This window comes from Paenibacillus sp. LjRoot153, assembly GCF_964253085.1.
Classification (GTDB): domain Bacteria; phylum Bacillota; class Bacilli; order Paenibacillales; family NBRC-103111; genus Paenibacillus_E.
This window is the reverse complement of record NZ_CAXUQH020000001.1, coordinates 2,048,891-2,068,485: the sequence shown is the minus strand read 5'-3', so window position 1 is coordinate 2,068,485 and position 19,595 is coordinate 2,048,891. Positions and strand designations below refer to the sequence as shown.

Sequence of the window (19,595 nt, the reverse complement as noted above, 5' to 3'; positions counted from 1 at the left end):
AACTTTCGTATCTACTGCAAAGACGCTAGTCGTAACGTCTTTGCCCATACAGCCTGATGAGCAAGCTGCATGAGCAAAAACTTTACATTTGCCGCTGACCAAGTAAAATCAGCGGCGCCATATGTCTATGTTAAGCCTGAACTGTATCTATGCTTGTTGGAGCTGCTTTTACTTTGCCGCCTTCGCCAATCCAAGTACGTTTCCATTGCCCTTGAACAACCGCAATAATGACGATACAGCTGAGTGCAATTCCACTAAGAATCAGAAAGCCTGGTGTAAAAGAACCCGTGGATAGCTTTAGGTTTCCAAGAATTTTAGGCAAGAAGTAACCACCTAATCCCCCTGCTGCTCCCACAATTCCTGTCATAACACCAATTTCCGATTTGAAACGCTGTGGCACTAATTGGAACACCGAACCATTTCCCATTCCGAAAGCCATCATAGCGACAAAGAGCATGACTGTTGTCAATGAAAGTGCAGGAAGCGTTGAGATACCTGCCATCATTAAACCAACAACACCGTAAAGAACCATTAACATGCGAATTCCGCCAAGCTTATCTGCGAGCCAACCACCTACGGGACGGAAGAAGCTGCCTCCGATGACGCAAAGCGTTGTAAAATCTGCAGCACGTACAGGTGAAAGTCCATATTGCGTATTAAAGAAAATCGTAAGATAAGATGCCATTCCTACAAAACCACCGAAAGTTACACTGTAGAAAATACAGAACAACCACGAATCCTTCTGTTTCAAAACTTTACCGTACTCTGCAATCGTTTTTGGTGCTGGTTTATTGGGACTATCCTTTGCCAAAATACTAAATACAACCAGGGTTAACGCGATTGGAATCATGGCAATACCGAAAACAACGTGCCAGTCTCCATAATGTTGTGCTAACCGATTTGCAAACAAGGTAGCGAAAATCGTTCCGCTATTGCCTGCCCCTGCAATACCCATTGCTAATCCTTGATACTGCGGCGGGTACCAGCTGCTGGCGAGCGGCAGTGCTGCAGCAAAGCTTGCTCCTGCGATACCAAGCATCAGTGCTACGAAATACATGTCTCCCATTGTGTTAGCGAACTGCCATCCCCAGAATAATGGTATTAGGGTAAGAGAAAGTCCAATCTGTCCTGTTAGTTTAGGACCAATCTTATCTGTTAGTACGCCAAGTACTAATCGTAGGACCGCCCCCCCCAAAGTTGGTAAAGCAACCAAATTTGCTTTCTGTGCGGCATCCAACCCAAAATCTTTGGCAAGGATGACTGCTAGCGGTCCAAGAAGTACCCAAACCATGAAGCTCATGTCAAAATACAAAAATGAACTGAACAAAGACCCTTTGTGCCCCACTTGCATAAAACTTTTCCGATCTACCATGCAATCCCTCTCCTTTTGTGAGGCTTTTCGCCTTCTTTTTGTCCTATCCATTTTTTTGACTGCACGTTGACAGAAAAGGCCGACAAACATACCCTATCAAACACGGGATGTTTATCGGCCTCATTGCCACTGCTGCCACTTCCTCGTGAACAGCATGATAGATGTAGTTTTTTCATTACAATGAACATAAAAAGCCTATCCAGTTACGTATTTGTAAGGGGATAGGCGCCGTTGCCTTCGTCAGGTGGCACATCATTGTGCCGATTTCTTAACTTGATTATACGATGAGCTCAATCCTATGTCAATAAACTTAACACAAAAAAATTATCATAGAGAATCCATGTAGCATATCGACAAATTTCAGGTGCATATGCTATAGTATTGCCGTATAATAATACCAAATAAGACCTAAACCTAACATGTACTTGTCATGAGTTGAAGTTATTCAAGATGGAGGTATTCCCATGTTACAATCATTCATTCTGGTCGACGAGTTCATGACTACTCGCTCAGCTACCTCCGCTGAGCCCTCACATGCTGTTCGAACGGAAGACATTCAAGGAAAAGAATCTTTGCCTGATGAAATCATGAAGAATCTGGGGTTCCGCATTTATACTTCATCTAATATGAAAGAAATTTCCTTTATCATCCCCAAGGTCGATGCTGTATTATTATCAGTAGGTCCTGAACAAGTCACAGATTGGCGTGTACGCTTGCTCGCACAGCGGAGTCTTCCAATGTTCTGGTGGTGTGATACGCATACTTTTCCTTCAAATGAATGTAAGATGGATGCGGGAATTGATGGCTTGATCGGTCCCAGAATGAGCCCTTTGGAAATTCATTGTGCTTTGATACTGGGTGTGAACCATTATTTCCAACGAACCGAGTGGCATCAGGAGCGCGAACAACTGCTGTCCAAACTCGAAGAACGTAAATGGGTTGATCAGGCGAAGCGAATTTTATGCGATATCAAAGGTATCTCGGAAGCTGAGGCTTATGACTTCCTCCGTAAACAAGCTATGAATGAACGTAAGCGTATGGTCGACGTCGCAACCTCCATCGTCAAGGTATATCAGATACTACAGGATCAGAACAAAGGGGGCCGCAAACGATGATATCCTTATTAAAAGAAGTAGGCCGCGGTAAACGCGGAGCCAGAGACCTTTCCTATGAAGAAGCTGCTCAAGCAGCTGAACTCATTCTAACCGGTGCAGCCACGCAAGCTCAGATCGGTGCTTTTCTTGTAGCAGAACGAATTAAAATGGAATCACCTGATGAAATCAAAGCCTTTATTCATGCATTGCGACAACATATTAGCACTTATCCTATGCCTGGAAGTATGGACTGTGCAGGTCCCTATGACGGTCGCACACGCACGTTTATCGCGACATTACCGACCGCATTCGTACTCGCAGCATGCGGATTACCTACTACGCTGCACGGCAGCCCGAGTATGCCGCCAAAATGGGGCATCACCTTGTCCGATGTGCTTGCGGCAATGGGAGTTAATGCGCTTGAAGCATCACGCGAAGCATTGGTTTCTGCTGCAGCGCGAACAGGCTTCTTGTTTACACCGACCGAAAGCTGGTGTGGGCCGCTTGGTGAGCTGCGCGAAATCCGCAAAGAGCTCGGTTTGAGAACCGTGTTCAATACGGCGGAAAAACTGCTGCGCTTCACAGAGGCTCCTTATATGGCAGTCGGTGTGTTTCACGGAACTGTTTTTGAGAAAATCACGAATTTGCTCATTGATATAGGTGTTTCTCGCGGTATTGTGGTACAGGGTATGGAAGGCTCGGAGGACTTAGGTGTCGATAAACGTACACGAACCTACCTCATTCAAGACGGGGCAAGTGAGTTATTCATTGTAGATCCTGAAATTTATGAGCTCATGGTTGAAGTTCCCACCCTGGAATGGACGGCTGAACTGCAAGCAGAGACCACACTGTCCGTACTTCGAGGCGAGGCTGCACTTCCCTACTTGAATATGGTGCTGCTCAACAGTGCTGTTCGTTTGTGGATTTCCCAAAAAGCTGGCTCCATTGAAGAAGGCATCTATATGGCCCGTCATGCGATTGAGCAAGGTGCTGCACTTCAGAAGTATACGGAATGGACCGAAGCGATTAAACCTGTCTCCACCACATAAGCATATACGGCAAAAAGGACGTAATGAATGCTCCTGCATTCGTTACGTCCTTTTTTCATGCTATTTTATTTGCCAATAAACTGTTGTGTAAACATTTTACCGCATGGCCCGCCGTCCACAATGCCTATGCCAATATGCGTGTAATCTTTACTCAGGATATTTGCTTTATGTCCCGGAGAGTTCATTAGTGCTTCATGTGCCGCCCCAACGCTCTGGTTACATGCAATGTTCTCCCCTGCTGCATTATACGTAATTCCGAATTTCTCCATCATATCGAATGGCGAACCATACGTTGGCGAATCATGGGAGAAATATTTGTTATCCACCATATCTTGGCTTTTGAGACGAGCTGTTTTGGTAAGCTCCAAGTCCACTGTAAGTGCTGCGAGGCCGATAGCCACTCGCTCTTTATTCACTAGATCCAGCATTTGCTGCTCTTCCACCGTCAATCCTGACGTTGATGGAACCTGCGGTGCAGGTGTTGGACTTGGTGTAACCGGCGTCGGCGCCGGTGTTGGCACAGGCGTTGGCGTTGCCTTCTTTGGAATCTTCAGATTACCATAAGCCCAAAGTATAGATTGTAAGGTTTGATCGTCGACATTTCCCGTTACTGCCAAACCATATCTACTTTGAAACGCTTTAACCCCTGCTTGTGTTTGATTGCCATAATAGCCTGTAATCGGTCCCGAGTAGTAACCAAGAGATTTCAACATCCCTTGAACCGCGTACACATCAGGCCCTTTTGCTCCTTTACCATACGCAAATACAGTCGTTGTGGAAGCACTGAACAAGACCACACAGATGAGGACTATCCAGATCAACCTCTTTTTGCCTTGTAACATGCGTTACGTTCACTTCCCGTCGTCTTCAGTATCTTCGTCACACGATGGACGATAAGGGTAGCATTTCCTTCAAGGTGATCTTTTATCCAAATCATGAAAATACTATCTATTAAAGTCGTAATTTACATATATCAATCAGAAGATGGAATTCTACACCTAAGGTATTTCTTAAACTCTAGACCGAAATGAATCCAGACCCTAGCTATATTCGATTTAATATTGAAAGGGAGCGAGACGTGTGACATGGTTTACGAAATGGGCTTTTAGTAACAAAGCAGCAGTCATTTTTTTAGTGATATTAATTTTAGGAACGGGAATCGGTAGTTATTTTAAATTGCCGATGGAATTTTTGCCAAGTGCAGATTTCCCGCAGATTAGTGTCACGGTCGTTGGCCAAGGCTATGATGCCAAATCCATGCTAGATAGTGCAACTACACCTATAGAGAAAGCTGTCTCCAGTGTGCCGGGTAAGAAAGAAGTATTCTCCACATCATCCGACGGCTTCATGAAAATTGATATGACATTTGACTCGGATATTAAAATGAAGGATGCCCAAACAAGCGTGCAAGAAGCACTCTCCTCGATTGTTCTCCCTGCGGGCATGTCGAAGCCTTTCGTTATTCGATTAAATACCTCGATGATTCCACTCTCCTGGGTTTCCCTTAACTTCAAAGATGGCATTACAAAACAAAATGTCGAGCTAGCGCAAGAGAAAATTTTACCTGAGTTTCAGAAAATCAGAGGTCTTGCCAGCGTAGTACTTGGTGGCACATCCGTATCTCAAGTAATTATTCATCCCGATAAGGATAAGCTAGCGAATGCGAAATTGCCTGCCCAAGTACTGATGGGTGTCCTTCAAGGGCAGAACGTAACTGTCAATGTCGGAGAAAGACCTATCGATGGCAAAACTAGCGCCATTAAAGTCGTTGGGAACCTGGACGATCTCGATACACTTAACAATTTAACCGTAGCGCCAGGCGTCAAATTAAAAAATGTTGCGACTGTTGAAGTAGCCGCAAACAAAGATACACTAACCCGTATTAACGGCAAGGATTCCCTTACATTGGTAGTAACCAAGGATGCTAGCTCCAATGCGGTTGATATTAGTAAGGAAGTAGATAAAATCTCAAAAGAAATCGCGACGAAATATCCGAATGCGACGGCAGAAGTGATTTACTCCACGGCTGAATCCGTCGTCACTTCCGTTAACAGTATGATGAGAGAAGTGTTGCTTGGCGCTTTATTTGCGACGATCGTAATTCTGATCTTCCTTAGAAACATTCGTTCCACGTTTATTACGATTGTTTCCATTCCATTGTCACTTGGATTAACCTTGTTCCTGCTTTCCCAATCCGGTGTAACATTGAACATCTTAACCCTAGGCGGGGTCGCCGTTGCTGTAGGGCGGCTCGTCGATGATAGTATCGTTGTTATCGAAAATATTTTCCGAAGAACCCAGAAGGCCGAGTTCTCTAAAGAATTAATTATTGATGCAACACGTGAGGTCGCCAGAGCAATTACCGCTTCTACCTTAACAACCGTTGCGGTATTCCTGCCGCTTGGACTTTTGAAAGGCTCATTGCAAGCATTTCTGCTTCCTTTTGCCTTAACCGTTACGTATTCCCTGCTTTCCTCTTTGCTGGTTGCATTAACTGTCGTACCTGTGATGAGCGCTTGGTTACTTCGCAAAACGAAACTAAAAGAGCATAACGAGTCGAAAAGTCTTAGACGCATCTTATCTTGGAGTTTGAATCATAAATTCATCTCAATTCTTGTTTCGCTTATTCTGTTTGGCGGTTCGATAGCCCTTTACTTCGTCATGCCAAAAGGTGCGGTTGGCGGTTCCACGGCAAGCCAGTTGAGTGTTACACTTTCCTACACGCCTGAAACTCCGATTTCAACCGTACGTGAAAAAGCAATGGAATTAGAGAAATTCATGCTCGAACAAAGTGAGCTTGACCATCTTATTTTGCAACAAGGAAATACCGAAGATAATGCCAAATGGGGCAGCGTAGCGCCTCCAACGATTGCAACCTTCCAAGTATTCATGAAGAAAGATGTGGATACGCAGCATTTTATCGACCAAGTGATTAGCCAAAAGCCCAAATATCTCGATGCTGATTTGCAAGCAGGTGGAGGCGGCTTCGATGGAAGCAGCGGTTCTGCCATCACGGTTGATTTAACTGGCGATTCCGCGAAGAGCTTAGATCAGGCTGCTGCGGATGTCATTGCGGCGATTAAAGGTATTGAAGGCGTTGAGAAAGTTACGAGCAATCAAAATGTAACGAAACCAGGCTATACGATTACTGTTGATCCTTCACTAGCTAAACCACAGGAAATTGCAGGTACGATCCGCTCCTTGATGAACCCAACACCGATTGGTTCCATGAAACTGGAGAACAAAGAAATTCCTGTTGTGTTAGATGCTTTGATTAATCCATCGACGGTTTCAGACATATCGAATATTCAAATCATGACAGCAGCGGGTCCAGCTGCCTTGACCTCTGTTGCGAAAATCGAAAAAACAAATGAGTCCAACACGATTCTTCATAAGAATAGTCAACAATTCTTGCGTGTGACGGCACTCGTAGACTCAACTAAACTATCCAAAATCAACACAGAGATCACGAAAAATACAAAGGATCTCAAGCTTCCAGCCCATGTTGCTTTGATCGTTGGCGGAGCATCCGCTGAGCAATCCAGTGATTTTGCCGACTTATTCATGACCATGGGTATTTCCATTGGTATTGTGCTGCTGATCATGGTTATCACGTTTAAATCGTTCCGTGCACCGATCGCAAGCATGGTATCCCTTCCTTTCGCAGCCGTTGGTGCGATTGTCGGGATGATGATCACGAAAACGTCCTTCGACGTTACGTCGATCTTCGGTTTCTTGATGCTAATCGGTATCGTCGTCACGAATGCCATCGTCTTGATTGACCGTGTGAAGCAAAACGAAGAGCACATGACCATTCGCGAGTCCTTGCTTGAAGCCGCGGTTACACGGATGCGTCCCATCTTGATGACAGCAGTTGCTACCATTTGCGCGATGGTGCCGCTTGTCCTTGCCAAGGCCGAAGAAGGCAGCATCGTTTCCCGTGGCTTAGCTGTCGTGGTTATCGGCGGTCTGACTTCAGCAACACTTTTCACGCTGATAATGGTCCCAACGGTATACGAGCTTCTGCATGCCCGCAAAGCAAAACGACAAAGAAGACGACCTGTAACGATTCGATAGTCACGCTAACCACAACAAAAAAGGCGAGCAAGCTGATTTCAGCTTACTCGCCTTACCTATTTCCAATTAATAAACGTCGCGTTGGTAACGTCCTTGCTCTTGCAAGCCATTCAAATATGCTTCAGCATCTTCGCGGCTCAACTTGCCTTCTTTTTCAATAATGTCAATCAGGGTGTTGTGAACATCCTTCGCCATGTTTTGTTTATCGCCGCACACGTAGAAGTAAGCTCCGCGCTCTAACCATGCGAGTAGCTCCTGGCTATTCTCCTGCATTTTATTCTGCACATACACTTTCTGCGCCGTATCGCGGGAGAAGGCTACGTCGATTTTGGTCAGCGCGCCCGCCTTTTGATATTGCTCCAGCTCCTCCTGATACAGGAAATCTGTTGCGGAACGCTGGTCGCCAAAGAACAGCCATGCTTTGCCTGTCGCTTTGCTCACCGCACGCTCTTGAATAAAGGAACGGAATGGGGCAATACCTGTACCAGGACCTACCATGATGATATCATGCTCCGAAGACTCTGGCAGGTTAAAATGTTTGTTAACTTGAACAAAGACCGGAACGGTATCTCCTTCGTTCAGGCGCTCTGCGCACATCACGGAACAAACGCCTTTGCGCTCGCGGCCGTGCGCCATGTAGCGAACAGCACCGATCGTGAGGTGAACTTCCCCCGGATTGGCTGCAAAGCTGCTTGCAATGGAATATAAGCGTGGCGGCATTTTTCTTAATAAAGCGACTATTTCGTGTGCGGAAGCTTTCCAAGGTCCAAATTCGCTCAGTAAGTCAAGCACATCGCGGCCGTCTGTATAAGCCTTCAGCTGCTCCGTATCCGCCACAAGCTGCTTCAACGCTTCATTTTCGGAAAATTCAACTGCTTGCTGAACGATTTTCTTGGACAACAGCGTAAGCTCGAAATGCTTCAAAAGCGCTTCTTTCAAAGGGAGCGTTTCGTTCTGTTTATTAATAACAACCGCCGTGTCCGCATCCCATTTCATAAGCTCAAGGATAGAAGCGACCAACTCCGGATCGTTGTCAGGAACTACCCCTAAGCAATCGCCGGGCACATAGGACAGGCCAGAGCCTTCGAGCGAAAGTTCAATATGGCGTGTTTCTTTGCTGGAGCTTTCTCCGTTTAAATTAAAATTTTTCAACACTTTCGCTTGAAACGGATTGGTTCTGGAAAACAAGGATGGTACTTTTTCGACATCAGTAACTTGCATTTCTACTCACTCCAGAAATTTTTTTATTATTTAGAATAGCACATGCCGCTCAACTTAGAAACGTTTTTTAATTAACCATATTATGAATTTTTAACTTTTTCGAAAAAATTAAACAATTTGTCTTAATTAGAGGCCAAATAAATTACATGTCACTTTATGTAATTTATCAATTCTGTACGCTTTTCTAGAAATATTTCAGTATCTATTTACTAAACAGCTAAAAAGACAAACAGTAACCCCCTTTACTAGTCTGGTGATTACGGTCTGTCTTTTTGTTATTGAAACTAAATTTTTCTACCCATCCCATCTTTTATTTTGGCATTCAACAAATTCTGTGTCAGATGAAGAATAAAAATATACAAAATATATATACCCATATACACAATGAAGGAATACCATAATTTCCAACCTTTATACGTAAACACGTGACAAAGATCAGCTAACCATTCAAAGAATAACGAAAGGAGAGAAAAACCGATGATAAAGAGGATGCGATTCATTCCTTTCAACTTCCATTTATCATAAAAGTACAGAAATAGGTACGCGTATAAAGGATAATTAAAATAATAAATGAAAATATCCATTACCTCATATTTAGCGCTATCACTAACGTCATACATGTCAAAGGGGGTAACAGCTATAAGTGAATCGACTGTCTGTGAAAGAAATACAGTAAATACAACAAATACAGTTATTGATAGTGAAGAGAAGCGTTTTGGAAGCCATATTATTATGATTAGCAAAACAGCAAATGAAAGTAATGTAAACCATTCATTTGTGTCGAATCGCTCAGGTGGGTATAGTATCACAGTTATCACACTTTCTAAGCATTTTTCGGAACAATAAGCTAAAACATAATGATTCAACCAACACGACATACCACACGACGATTGAATACCCAAAATTCCAATCGGTTATTTTCAAAACACCTAGATAATGAAATACAACATACAATCCTGTCAAACCAAAGAACCATAGCCCTAAAAAAAGCATTTTGTTGAGAAAGCGTGTTTTATTGTAAAAAGAAAATAAAAGCCACATAGTTGCGATAGGCATAACAATTAACTGATTTAACTTATAAAAGAAAAAACTGGATAGTGTTTCTGAAAACTCAAATAAACTAAAATTATCAAAGATTGCAGAGTGTAACTGTTCAATTGCAATTACTATAACCATATAGTATGTAATTTTCTCGATAGGTTGGAAAATTTTACCCATTAATTGCAATGTATACACAATCCCAATGCATATAAAAAGCAAAACAATATTCAATATCAGCATGAGTTTAACCTCCGTGGATAAAAAAGATATTTATTGTATAAGATTCCCATGTATGAGTTCCGTATACATGAAGTGTCATCATTGAACCAAGCATTGCGCTTAACAATGCTTAGAAAATTTTAAAAAACAGGACCTATCCAATCTGAAATCGGATAGGTCCTGAATATATGTTATCGTTTACATGTCGGTATAAAAAAATAATCCATAAGATCATTATCCTAATTATTAATACAATGGAACTAGGTGCGGCATTAAGATTTTATTTTGTACAGGATCGGATTCACCGTTTAACCGTTTGATTAACAAATCACCAATCGTTTCCCCAAGCTCCTGAGGATTTTGCATAATGGCAGATAGTTTATGATGAAACAATGAAGAAAATTCAAGATTACCGAATGAAACCACTTCGATGCTGTCCAGCGGTATTCCCAATTGTTGTAAACCCAAATAAACACCGAAAGTCATTTCGTTATTTGCGGAGAAAATAGCGGTCGGCTGATCAGAAAGTTGGCTGAAGTACCGAATAGCTTCAATACCGGATTCTCTGGTGTAATCGCCTTCAATCACTAACTCCTCCGCCGGCGTAATCCCTGCTTCCTCAAGCCCAATAATCGCGCCTTGCCTTCTTTCCCTTGCGGTACTGATCGAATTAGGGCCATTAATAATCCCTATTCGCGTATGTTTCTTCTCCAGTAAATGCTCAATTGCAGACTTCGCAGCGTATATGTTGTCTTCTGTTACTGTATCCAGTTTCAGGTTGGAAAAACGACGGTCTGCCAAAATAACATGTATGCCTGAATCACTGATTGCCTGAACTTGATCCCTATTCTCACCGGTGCCGGCAAGAATGAGTGCCTCGATTCTTTTCTCCGTCAGAAATGAGAGAGCTTCCCTTTCTTTCTCCGGATTCTCTTCCGTGTCGAAAAAGAGCAACTGGTAGCCTTCCTGGAAACAGCGATGCTGAATCGCACGGGCCATTTTCATAAAATAAGGATTCGCCATATCAGGCAACACAATCCCCACACTGCGTGATTTTTCTTGTTTTAAACTTCTGGCTATCGCATTCGGTTGGTAGTTAAATTTACGGATGACTTCCAACACCTGCTGCTTGATATCCTCGCTCACATAACCGGAGTTATTCATCACACGCGAAATCGTTGCAGTAGATACCCCCGCTTCCCTTGCGATATCCTTGATTGTTAATTTACTCAAAGGGGATCCATCCTTTCATCATCGATCGTGAGTCGAATCTCCATGTTAACGTTACCACATTCATATTATCTGGAGAATTTTGTTTCGTCAATAAAGGTAAATGGTTAGTGCGCGTACAACAAAAAGATCGCCAATCTTCCCATCTTAAATGATGGCATGATTGGCAATCTTTTTTCCTTTATTCACACAAATGAAGACTACGTTCCGTTGACAATCCCATGTTGAACAGATGCAGAAACCGCTTGTTTAGCCCATGGAGCAACCCACGAGCCATCTATGAATTTAGACAGAATGGACCGAAAGTCGGGCTATTAATTGCGCACTGTCTATATTCGCTGTTAATACAGTTTGTCCAGCGATATTCACTGTGGATAAGTTAGCAATGTCTCCTTGTTGCTCATTCACAGGTGCAGGCGTATCGGTTTCCTGACTACCACTCTCAGGATCCGGATCGGTTGGCGTAGTTGCCAACGACTCTCTCGTCACATGGATCGTATACTGCTTCGTCGAAGTGTCCGGGGCAGTGACCACGACATTAATCGGATTGAGACCGACGACCAATGAGATCGTATTCGTAGCATCCCCGCTGACAACAACACCTCCTGCAGTATTTTTATGCGTTTCTGATCCGTTTCAAATTTTTCATAACACTCTCTGCATCTTTGCCGAATACATCATGAAGCCGTTTATATTGGATGAATAGGGCATCATAAATTTCAACGTTCTCAGGAATCGGTTTTATCGTTTCCTCCTTGATTCTAGCCATGAAGGACGCAGCCTCTTGGATCGAATGATATCCGCCTGCTTCGGAACCTGCAACAACCGCCGCAAACATCGCTGCACCGATGGCAGGAGTTAGATCTGTATCGGACAACTTGATTTCCATATTGTTCACATCGGCATAAATCTGCATGAGAAGCTTGTTGCGTTGTGGCAAACCTCCGCAAGCATACAATTCATTTACGTCCAAACCGCCCTTGCGAAATGCTTCTACGATTGTGCGCGTACCGAATGCTGTAGCCTCAAGAAGCGCTCGATATATATCTTCCGGCTTCGTGCTGAGTGTCATGCCCAGTATCAATCCTGTCAAGTCCGCATCCATTAATGTGGAGCGATTGCCATTATGCCAATCGAGTGCCAACAATCCGCTTTCTCCCGGCTTCAGCTGTGAGGCCTTTTCCTCCAGTAACTCATGAATGGAAATGCCTCTGTCCCCCGCTTCAGCCTGCAAGTAGGCCGGTACGGATTCATCAACGAACCATCCGAAAATATCGCCTACCGCGGACTGACCGGCCTCGTAGCCAAACAATCCAGGAATGATGCCGTCTTCCACGACGCCGCAAATCCCTTCTACGGCTCTTTCCTCCTCGGCTAGCAGCATATGACAGGTAGAAGTCCCCATCACCATGACCATTTTCCCTGGAGATACAACGCCGACAGCAGGCACAGCCGCATGCGCATCAATATTGCCAACGGCAACGGCAATTCCCGGGCAGAGATTCATTTGCTCAGCCATAGATGGAAGCAGACTTCCGGCTAAGCTGCCCAGCGGCACAACGTCTCCGCGCAGCTTCGTCTCATACAAATCGGCCAATCCGGGATGCAACTTCTCCAGAAAATCACCGGAGGGATAGCCATCGCTTTTGTGCCAGTTGGATTTATAACCTGCCGTGCAGCTGTTTCGGTTCAATTCCCCCGTCATTTGCGCGACGATCCAGTCTGCTGCCTCTACGAATAAGTCAGCCTCTGCATAGATTTCCGGGTCTTCTTTTAAAATTTGCAAGCTCTTCGCCAGCATCCACTCTGAGGAAAGCTTGCCGCCGTAACGCTGCAACCAACGTTCCCCTCGCGCTTCGGCGAGTTTGTTGATCAGCGTCGCTTCCTCTTGCGCAGCATGATGCTTCCATAGCTTCAGCCAAGCATGCGGCCGCTCCTTCCATTCAGCCTTCAGGCAGAGCGGTTGAAACTCAGCATCTACAGGCAGCATCGTGCATGCCGTAAAATCGATGCCAATGCCGATCACTTGAGCCGGATCGATCCCGGAAGCTTTGATTACCGCAGGTACGGAAGTGCGAAGCACTTCCAGGTAATCCTCCGGATGCTGCAATGCCCAATCGGGCTTCAGCTTCGAACCGTTAGAAGGTAGGAACTCATCGATGACGCCATGGCGATAAGGAGTCACATCCACAGCTTCCTCGCGTCCATTCTGGATGTCGACGAGCACCGCGCGCCCCGATTGTGTACCATAGTCAATTCCTATTGTAAAAAGCCTGCTCTTTACTGGCATAAGTACCTCCTACAAAAATTTAACGATATAACGGTCCGAAATTCGCACATGCGCGGAAATCGGCACTTGCAGGCTCCATGACGCCAAATGCTGTCCACGTGCTCGGACGGAAAATACGATCTTCCGCGACATTATGCATGCAAACCGGAATGCGCAGCATCGATGCCAGCGTAATCAAATCGCTGCCAATGTGACCGTAGCTGAGCGCGCCATGATTAGAGCCCCAGTTGTTCATTACCGTGTACACGTCCTTGAAAACTCCTTCACCTGTAAGGTTAGGAACGAACCAAGTTGTTGGCCATGTCGGATTCGAACGTTGGTCGAGCTTGTCGTGCACGTGATCCGGTAATTCCACCGTGTAGCCCTCAGCAAGCTGAAGAACCGGTCCAAGCCCTTTGATTAGATTGATTCGAGCCATTGTAACCGGCATACCTTCGCGTGTCGTAAAGTCGGTGGAATACCCGCCACCTCGGAAGAAATCCACGGCTGGACACCAATTGGTTGCTTCTAGACACTGTTTGACTTCATCCTGTGTAATTTCCCAGAACGGCTTCATGGCAGGCTTACCGTCTTTCTCCTGTCTTCCGGTTCCATCCAGCGCCGCAGGACCGGAGTTAATGAGATGAATAATGCCGTTCGCTGCTGATCCCGTCAGTTGATGTCCCGTTACGCGTTTCACCGCATCTGGACTCCAATAAGTACGCACATCGGCAAAAATTTGCGCGCTATCTGTTAAAAGATGACCGAAAAGCATCGTAATTCCGTTGAGTGTATCATTCTCTGTAGCCAACATGAAGGGTTCGCGAATGCCGTTCCAATCGAAGGAGCTAGTCAGAATTGCTTCCATGAAGTCACCGTTCGGGAAGTGATCCGTCCAGGCCCGTTGGCCTTGGAATCCTGCTGCGATCGCGTTGCGGCCGAGCGCTTCTTCGCCGTAACCCAAATGTGCGAGCTTCGGATTGCCCACCATCATATCTCGGGCGATCAGCGTCATTTTCACCACAGTTTCCCAATCGCCTTGTTTCTGATCATCTGTTCTTGTCAGATGAGGAGGGTTCACATCCTGCCCGATTTGACAGTTTTCTTTCGTCCAGCTGAGGGCTCTCTCAAACTCCTCTGGATCGTAGATACCTCGTTCCAATCTGCGCACGAATTCGCTCATATCGACGTACTCGTTTCTCATGCCCAAGTAATTCTGGAAGAAGTTCTCGTCCACGATGCACCCTGCAATCCCCATCGATACAGATCCCATCGATAGGTAGGATTTCCCCCTCATAGTTGCAACAGCAAGACCCGCTTTGGCAAATTGCAGCAATTTGGCCTGTACATCCTCAGGGATAGAATTATCCCCCATATCCTGCACATCTTTGCCGTAAATACTGAAAGCAGGCAGCCCTTTCTGGTTATGAGCGCTTAAAGCTGCCGCCAAATATACGGCCCCAGGTCGTTCCGTTCCATTAAAGCCCCAGATTGCTTTAGGCGTATGTGGATCCGTGTCCATCGTTTCTGTCGGGTAGCACCAGGAAGGAGTAACCGTAATCGTTACCCCGACGCCCGCGCGCGCAAATTTTTCTGCTGCCTGTGCAGCTTCCGCAACTCCTCCGATACAGCTGTCCGCAATAACGCATTCAACGTTCAACCCGTTCGAATGTTTCAACTGGTCACTCAAGAAACGAGCTACCGTAACGGCCATGTCCATTGTGACATCTTCTAATGACTCGCGAATCCCACCTCTTCTTCCATCAATGACAGGACGAATTCCGATTTTTGGCATAGAACCTTGCAACCGATTTTCAACTTTAACATTATTCATGTCGATCACTCCATTATTTATAAAATTTTGTGTATTACTGGTTTTTACAAGTGAAAAAAGGGAAAATTCTTCTTGATGTGTAAACGATTACGTAATCGTTTACACATATTCTAATTCCGAAAACCTTCGTCTGTCAATCCTATTTTGTTTATTCATTCCATGCATTTTTCGAGTATAAAAATAGTCTCCGCCGCCTAAAAAATTTCCCGTTACATCGTCGCTCTCTTTGCGCTTATACTGAAGTATTCGCGGGTTGTATAGATGCAAAGAAAAGTTGTTTGCATGTACCCAAACATAACTAAACAACCTCCGTTTACAAGGCTAATATTATCAGACTATTTACCAATTATCTTTGTTCGTATTTGTTATTCATTATCCATTCTTGCTATTCGCGGAAACAAATACGTACTTTGTCGGGTACGTACAATCAAAAAGCACTCACACCCATTGACAAAGTACACTTCCTTATCTTAAACTAAATTTAGTACCAAGTACTAATATCTAGTGCTAATATTTTCATTCTAAAGGAGTGTTAACTCATGCCTTCCTCCATTCCCTTACAAGCCCGAATTTCAGCCATTGGCACCTATGTGCCTGAGCACATTTTGACTAACGATGAGCTTTCCCGCATGGTGGATACGAACGATGAATGGATCATCCAACGCACTGGCATTCGAGCACGCCGAATAGCCGGAGCGCATGAGTTCTCCAGCCATTTATGTATAGCAGCCGTACAAAATTTGATCGATCGATACCCAAGTTCCCTCGACGATGTCGAACTCATCATCGTGTCCACACATACGCCGGATTTATCGTCAACGCCAGTAGCGTGTCAGGTTCAGGCGCACTTCGGCATCCAGGCCGCGGGAGCCTATGATCTCAACGCGACATGTGCCGGCTTCACCTATGCACTGCATACCGCTAGTGCACTCGTTGCCGCAGGCGTGCATCACAAGATTCTCGTAATCGGCGGCGATGCCTTATCCAAAATCACAGATTACACAGACCGATCCACCTGCATTTTATTTGGTGATGGCGCTGGCGCAGTTGTTGTTGAGCGTGAAGAGGCTCAGCCGGCCTTTCTTGCCTATCACATGGGATCAGATGGTTCAGGCGCCAAGCATGTATACCGGACAGGACTGGCTACAGAGCTAAATGGCGATCCTCTGCTAGGGGAAGGGAAGCTTGTCCAGAACGGTCGCGAAGTGTACCGTTTCGCAGTTTCAACCGTACCGCAAGGTATCGAGATGCTGCTGCAAAAAAGCGGTTTGCCGCTCACGGCGATCGATTGGTTCATCCCTCATAGCGCGAATCTGCGCATGATTGATTCCATCTGCGAGAAGAGCGGTATCCCGATTGAAAAAGCGCTGTACAGCCTTGAATACTTCGGCAACACTTCTGCGGCTTCTATTCCACTTGCACTGGATTTGGGAATTAGAGATGGGAAAGTACAGACCGGTGACACCTTGTTACTTTACGGATTTGGTGGTGGATTGACACACGCAGGTTTAATCGTACGCTGGGGTTAAGTTCGTTTGCATTCGCTTGAGGTTGTATTCATGAGGCTACAATCGCTTATTCTTCCAAGGCTTACTTGGCTTTCCACTAACACGCTTACGAGTACCCTTATTCGCTAATTTCAACATCATAGCATGTTGGTAATCGCTTATCGTCTTCAAATGATCAGCAACATGGCTGGTTAACTGCTCTGAACCCACTATGTGATCCGCCACAGATTCCATGATTCGGCATAAAGCTCGCTGGCTCCTCGCCAGCGAGATCAACATATGCAGTTCCACGCGCTCCCGGTTCCATTCCTTCACAGCTTCTCATCCTCACCAAACGGAAGCGCGCCGCCAAATCCCATATCGTCGTCGGACCCTAAGCCTATTGCGGAACCTGAAGATTGTTTCCCAAGCAACGCCTTCATCTGACGATTTAGCGCATTTTCCATCTTCGTTAAACCATCTATAAGTTCAATGACACTCTCATGAATTTGGCCAGTTACTTTCATTTTATGGTCATGCCCTTCCAGATTAGTCGTGTTGATATGCTGACAAATCCAGTTTTGCGACTTCGAAGCTTCAACGACTCTTGCTTCCAGCATCAGACTTATTTCGGATTGCAGCTTGCCTGTCGCATCTAACATTTGCATATAGAGATCCGTTCTATCCAAGGTCATTCCCTCTATTCCTCATCAGTTACATCTATTTCCTTCATAACTAATTCCGTTTGCATCGCCATAGCTTCTTCCAATTCAGCGAGGCTGTTTAAATACGCCGTTACATTTTTAGTTAATTGTAAAGCCCGCTTCTGCAGCATCTCTAGTCCTGCAAACTCAGGATGAGAATCAGGCAGATCTCCTGCAATGGCCGCCATTTGTGTAGACACATGCCGATGTGTTTCCAATATTCGTCCCATTTGGCTATGTGATGCAGCAATTTGAGAAATAATGTTCGTCACCCGCTCCTCCACACTTACTCCTCCTACAACCTTTTTCACTCTACGTTATGCTGCCAATTATGAAATGGTGCCTAAATAAACTGAAAGGGATCGACGCCCCATTTATGAATAAATTTTTTACGATTGCGTCGCAGCAGCAGGATCTTAGATCGACGGCTATTTTTTCGAAAACTAACACTTCCACGATGATAAACGAAACAATCGCCTGCTATGAGCAGCTGATAGCCCGCTAATCGCGCACGGTAGGAGAAGTCATCATCTTCGTAATAGCCAGGTGCAAATCGTTCATCCAACACACCTACCTGCTCAACCAGCTTCCGCTTAAATAACAAACAGAAGCCAACCAAGCGCTTCGTTTCCCGCCATTTCCCAGGATTTACATGATGATAGATGTGGGCCATGTTCGAAATACCAGTGAAGGGGATACGGATCTTTTGTTTGCCTTTGACATAGTTGGAGACGGGACCTACCATCCCTATGTCTTCTCGACTGTATAAGCAGTTCAGTAGCTTGGGCAGCCAATTAGGCGTTACAATCGTATCGTTATTCAAAAGCATTAACGAGTCACCTTCCGCTAAACGCAACCCGTAATTACAAGCAGCTGGAAACCCGAGATTAGCTGGCAGCGCCACAAACTTGATATTCTCATTGCGGCAGTAAGTCAATGTACCGTCCCCAGAGCCATTATCCACAACAATAATTTCATAAGGCATGGTAGTATGCTCACGGATCGATGCAATACAAGCTTTCAGCAAAGCTAGCCCATTAAACGTAGGAATAATGATGCTCGTTAATTGCAAGTTCATGCCTCCTCGCTAATGTGCCATTTTCAATTCCTATTGCTGCATTTTGAAGAGACGGAAGCAGCTCATCCGCATTAAGCACCTTGTCCCCTTCTATGAAAAGCAAGAAATCCGACCGCGATATCCTCGCAGCCAGAGCTCTTGCGACATCTGGTTCGATTCTTTGAGGATCATGAATAACAATGGCACCGGAATGTCTTCTAACCATATCTAGCGTACGGTCTACAGAACCGTGAACAATGACGATAATCTCCCTAAGCGGTAACCGTTTCAATGGCTCCAACACCTGCTCTATCGTTCCTTCTGCATTGGAAGCTATGATGATCGCACCAACAGGATGGACACTTGTCCTATTTACCCTATCCAAAGATCTCTTTCGCCTAGGAATGAATCGGCGTTTTGGTTTCTTAAGGAGCACTCGTTTGCTTCCATGCCTTAAGGAAACCTGCCCCCTCATTCGTTTCTTCCTGTTCCGTTTTTCCAACTGGGCTCACCTCATAACTTGGCTTTAAGCAATCGTTGGATGCGTAAGCTCCCATGTATATCCTTCTGAGAAGCCAATTCCATAGCCCGTATTGTAAGCTTCATTGAATGCACGATCATAGGCCAATTGGGCTCTCCTGGCTCTTGGACTTTGGATCATTCGTCGTGGGGCTTTGCGGCGACGAGCTACGATTCGACTCCCCTTGCGTCTAGGAAATCGGATCAGACGACGAACTAATCGGCGTTTCCCCTTCCGCTTTGCGAGTGGCCTCAAACGTCGAATGGTACGTCCTTTTTTTCGAACAATGATTCGTTTTTTAGGCCCCGCCTTTCTTGGTGATGCCACACGCTTTTTCTGAACCTTTCTACTCACGGTCAGCTTGCGAACCTTTCTTTTCGTGATCAAATGCTACACCTCACTTTTCTAAAATAGTTCTCTT

General features: G+C 45.2%; 18 protein-coding genes and 1 pseudogene. 4 read left to right on the top strand and 15 right to left on the bottom strand.

All coding sequences use genetic code 11. From position 1 onward, the window contains the following. Nucleotides 1-130 precede the first annotated feature (130 nt). A complete protein-coding gene (locus ACSQ8P_RS09100) occupies nt 131-1,372 on the bottom strand; it encodes a nitrate/nitrite transporter (protein WP_436234883.1) in 1,242 nt (413 codons plus the stop codon). A gap of 464 nt (nt 1,373-1,836) precedes the next feature. Between ACSQ8P_RS09100 and ACSQ8P_RS09095 the strand changes: the two genes are divergently transcribed. Both ACSQ8P_RS09095 and ACSQ8P_RS09090 read left to right on the top strand, forming a co-directional pair. After that, a complete protein-coding gene (locus ACSQ8P_RS09095; protein WP_436234882.1) occupies nt 1,837-2,487 on the top strand; it encodes an ANTAR domain-containing response regulator in 651 nt (216 codons plus the stop codon). After that, nucleotides 2,484-3,515: an anthranilate phosphoribosyltransferase gene (locus ACSQ8P_RS09090; RefSeq protein ID WP_436234881.1), complete on the top strand. Its 1,032-nt coding sequence runs from the start codon at nt 2,484-2,486 to the stop codon at nt 3,513-3,515. Before ACSQ8P_RS09095 ends, ACSQ8P_RS09090 begins: the two co-directional genes overlap by 4 nt. Nucleotides 3,516-3,580: 65 nt before the next feature. On the opposite strand, the gene ACSQ8P_RS09085 is transcribed toward ACSQ8P_RS09090, so the two are convergent. Continuing rightward, the gene (locus ACSQ8P_RS09085) at nt 3,581-4,357 is read right to left on the bottom strand and encodes a peptidoglycan-binding protein (protein WP_436234880.1); all 777 of its coding nucleotides are present in this window, start codon (nt 4,355-4,357) and stop codon (nt 3,581-3,583) included. A gap of 238 nt (nt 4,358-4,595) precedes the next feature. Between ACSQ8P_RS09085 and ACSQ8P_RS09080 the strand changes: the two genes are divergently transcribed. Beyond that, complete coding sequence (locus ACSQ8P_RS09080) at nt 4,596-7,592, top strand: efflux RND transporter permease subunit (RefSeq protein ID WP_436234879.1); 2,997 nt, start codon at nt 4,596-4,598, stop codon at nt 7,590-7,592. 66 nt (nt 7,593-7,658) lie between these two features. Here the strand turns inward: ACSQ8P_RS09080 and ACSQ8P_RS09075 are convergent, their stop codons facing one another. The 7 genes and pseudogenes from ACSQ8P_RS09075 to ACSQ8P_RS09045 form a co-directional block, all read right to left on the bottom strand. Beyond that, the gene (locus tag ACSQ8P_RS09075; RefSeq protein ID WP_436234878.1) at nt 7,659-8,813 is read right to left on the bottom strand and encodes a sulfite reductase subunit alpha; all 1,155 of its coding nucleotides are present in this window, start codon (nt 8,811-8,813) and stop codon (nt 7,659-7,661) included. Between the two features lie 284 nt (nt 8,814-9,097). Beyond that, entirely contained in the window at nt 9,098-9,397 is a 300-nt protein-coding gene (locus tag ACSQ8P_RS09070; RefSeq protein WP_436234877.1) for a hypothetical protein, read from the bottom strand. 205 nt (nt 9,398-9,602) lie between these two features. Further along, complete coding sequence (locus ACSQ8P_RS09065) at nt 9,603-10,094, bottom strand: hypothetical protein (RefSeq protein ID WP_436234876.1); 492 nt, start codon at nt 10,092-10,094, stop codon at nt 9,603-9,605. Nucleotides 10,095-10,319: 225 nt separating this feature from the next. Further along, nucleotides 10,320-11,306 carry a LacI family DNA-binding transcriptional regulator gene (locus tag ACSQ8P_RS09060; protein ID WP_436234875.1) on the bottom strand — a complete coding sequence of 329 codons (987 nt, stop codon included), beginning with the start codon at nt 11,304-11,306 and terminating at the stop codon, nt 10,320-10,322. A 282-nt stretch (nt 11,307-11,588) separates the two neighbouring features. Then, nucleotides 11,589-11,903: pseudogene (locus tag ACSQ8P_RS09055) on the bottom strand (cadherin-like beta sandwich domain-containing protein); the annotation flags it as partial. 16 nt (nt 11,904-11,919) lie between these two features. Beyond that, on the bottom strand, nt 11,920-13,593 hold the full coding sequence (locus ACSQ8P_RS09050; RefSeq protein WP_436234874.1) for a ribulokinase: 1,674 nt from the start codon (nt 13,591-13,593) through the stop codon (nt 11,920-11,922). Nucleotides 13,594-13,612: 19 nt separating this feature from the next. Further along, nucleotides 13,613-15,406 carry an L-fucose isomerase gene (locus ACSQ8P_RS09045; RefSeq protein WP_436234873.1) on the bottom strand — a complete coding sequence of 598 codons (1,794 nt, stop codon included), beginning with the start codon at nt 15,404-15,406 and terminating at the stop codon, nt 13,613-13,615. A 539-nt stretch (nt 15,407-15,945) separates the two neighbouring features. Between ACSQ8P_RS09045 and ACSQ8P_RS09040 the strand changes: the two genes are divergently transcribed. Then, the gene (locus tag ACSQ8P_RS09040) at nt 15,946-16,935 is read left to right on the top strand and encodes a ketoacyl-ACP synthase III (protein ID WP_436234872.1); all 990 of its coding nucleotides are present in this window, start codon (nt 15,946-15,948) and stop codon (nt 16,933-16,935) included. 36 nt (nt 16,936-16,971) lie between these two features. Here ACSQ8P_RS09040 and ACSQ8P_RS09035 read toward each other — a convergent pair whose 3' ends face one another. From ACSQ8P_RS09035 to ACSQ8P_RS09010, 6 genes are all read right to left on the bottom strand, one after another. Continuing rightward, on the bottom strand, nt 16,972-17,229 hold the full coding sequence (locus tag ACSQ8P_RS09035) for a hypothetical protein (RefSeq protein WP_436234871.1): 258 nt from the start codon (nt 17,227-17,229) through the stop codon (nt 16,972-16,974). After that, nucleotides 17,226-17,588: a hypothetical protein gene (locus ACSQ8P_RS09030; protein ID WP_436234870.1), complete on the bottom strand. Its 363-nt coding sequence runs from the start codon at nt 17,586-17,588 to the stop codon at nt 17,226-17,228. The genes ACSQ8P_RS09035 and ACSQ8P_RS09030 overlap by 4 nt, the downstream gene beginning before the upstream one ends. Before the next feature lie 5 nt (nt 17,589-17,593). Continuing rightward, nucleotides 17,594-17,881 carry a nucleoside-diphosphate sugar epimerase gene (locus tag ACSQ8P_RS09025; RefSeq protein ID WP_436234869.1) on the bottom strand — a complete coding sequence of 96 codons (288 nt, stop codon included), beginning with the start codon at nt 17,879-17,881 and terminating at the stop codon, nt 17,594-17,596. A 59-nt stretch (nt 17,882-17,940) separates the two neighbouring features. After that, nucleotides 17,941-18,675 carry a glycosyltransferase family 2 protein gene (locus ACSQ8P_RS09020; RefSeq protein ID WP_436234868.1) on the bottom strand — a complete coding sequence of 245 codons (735 nt, stop codon included), beginning with the start codon at nt 18,673-18,675 and terminating at the stop codon, nt 17,941-17,943. Then, nucleotides 18,635-19,039, bottom strand: a complete 405-nt coding sequence (locus ACSQ8P_RS09015; RefSeq protein ID WP_436234867.1) for a glycosyltransferase — start codon at nt 19,037-19,039, stop codon at nt 18,635-18,637. The genes ACSQ8P_RS09020 and ACSQ8P_RS09015 overlap by 41 nt, the downstream gene beginning before the upstream one ends. Nucleotides 19,040-19,180: 141 nt before the next feature. Next, nucleotides 19,181-19,561, bottom strand: a complete 381-nt coding sequence (locus ACSQ8P_RS09010; RefSeq protein WP_436234866.1) for a hypothetical protein — start codon at nt 19,559-19,561, stop codon at nt 19,181-19,183. Nucleotides 19,562-19,595: the final 34 nt, after the last annotated feature.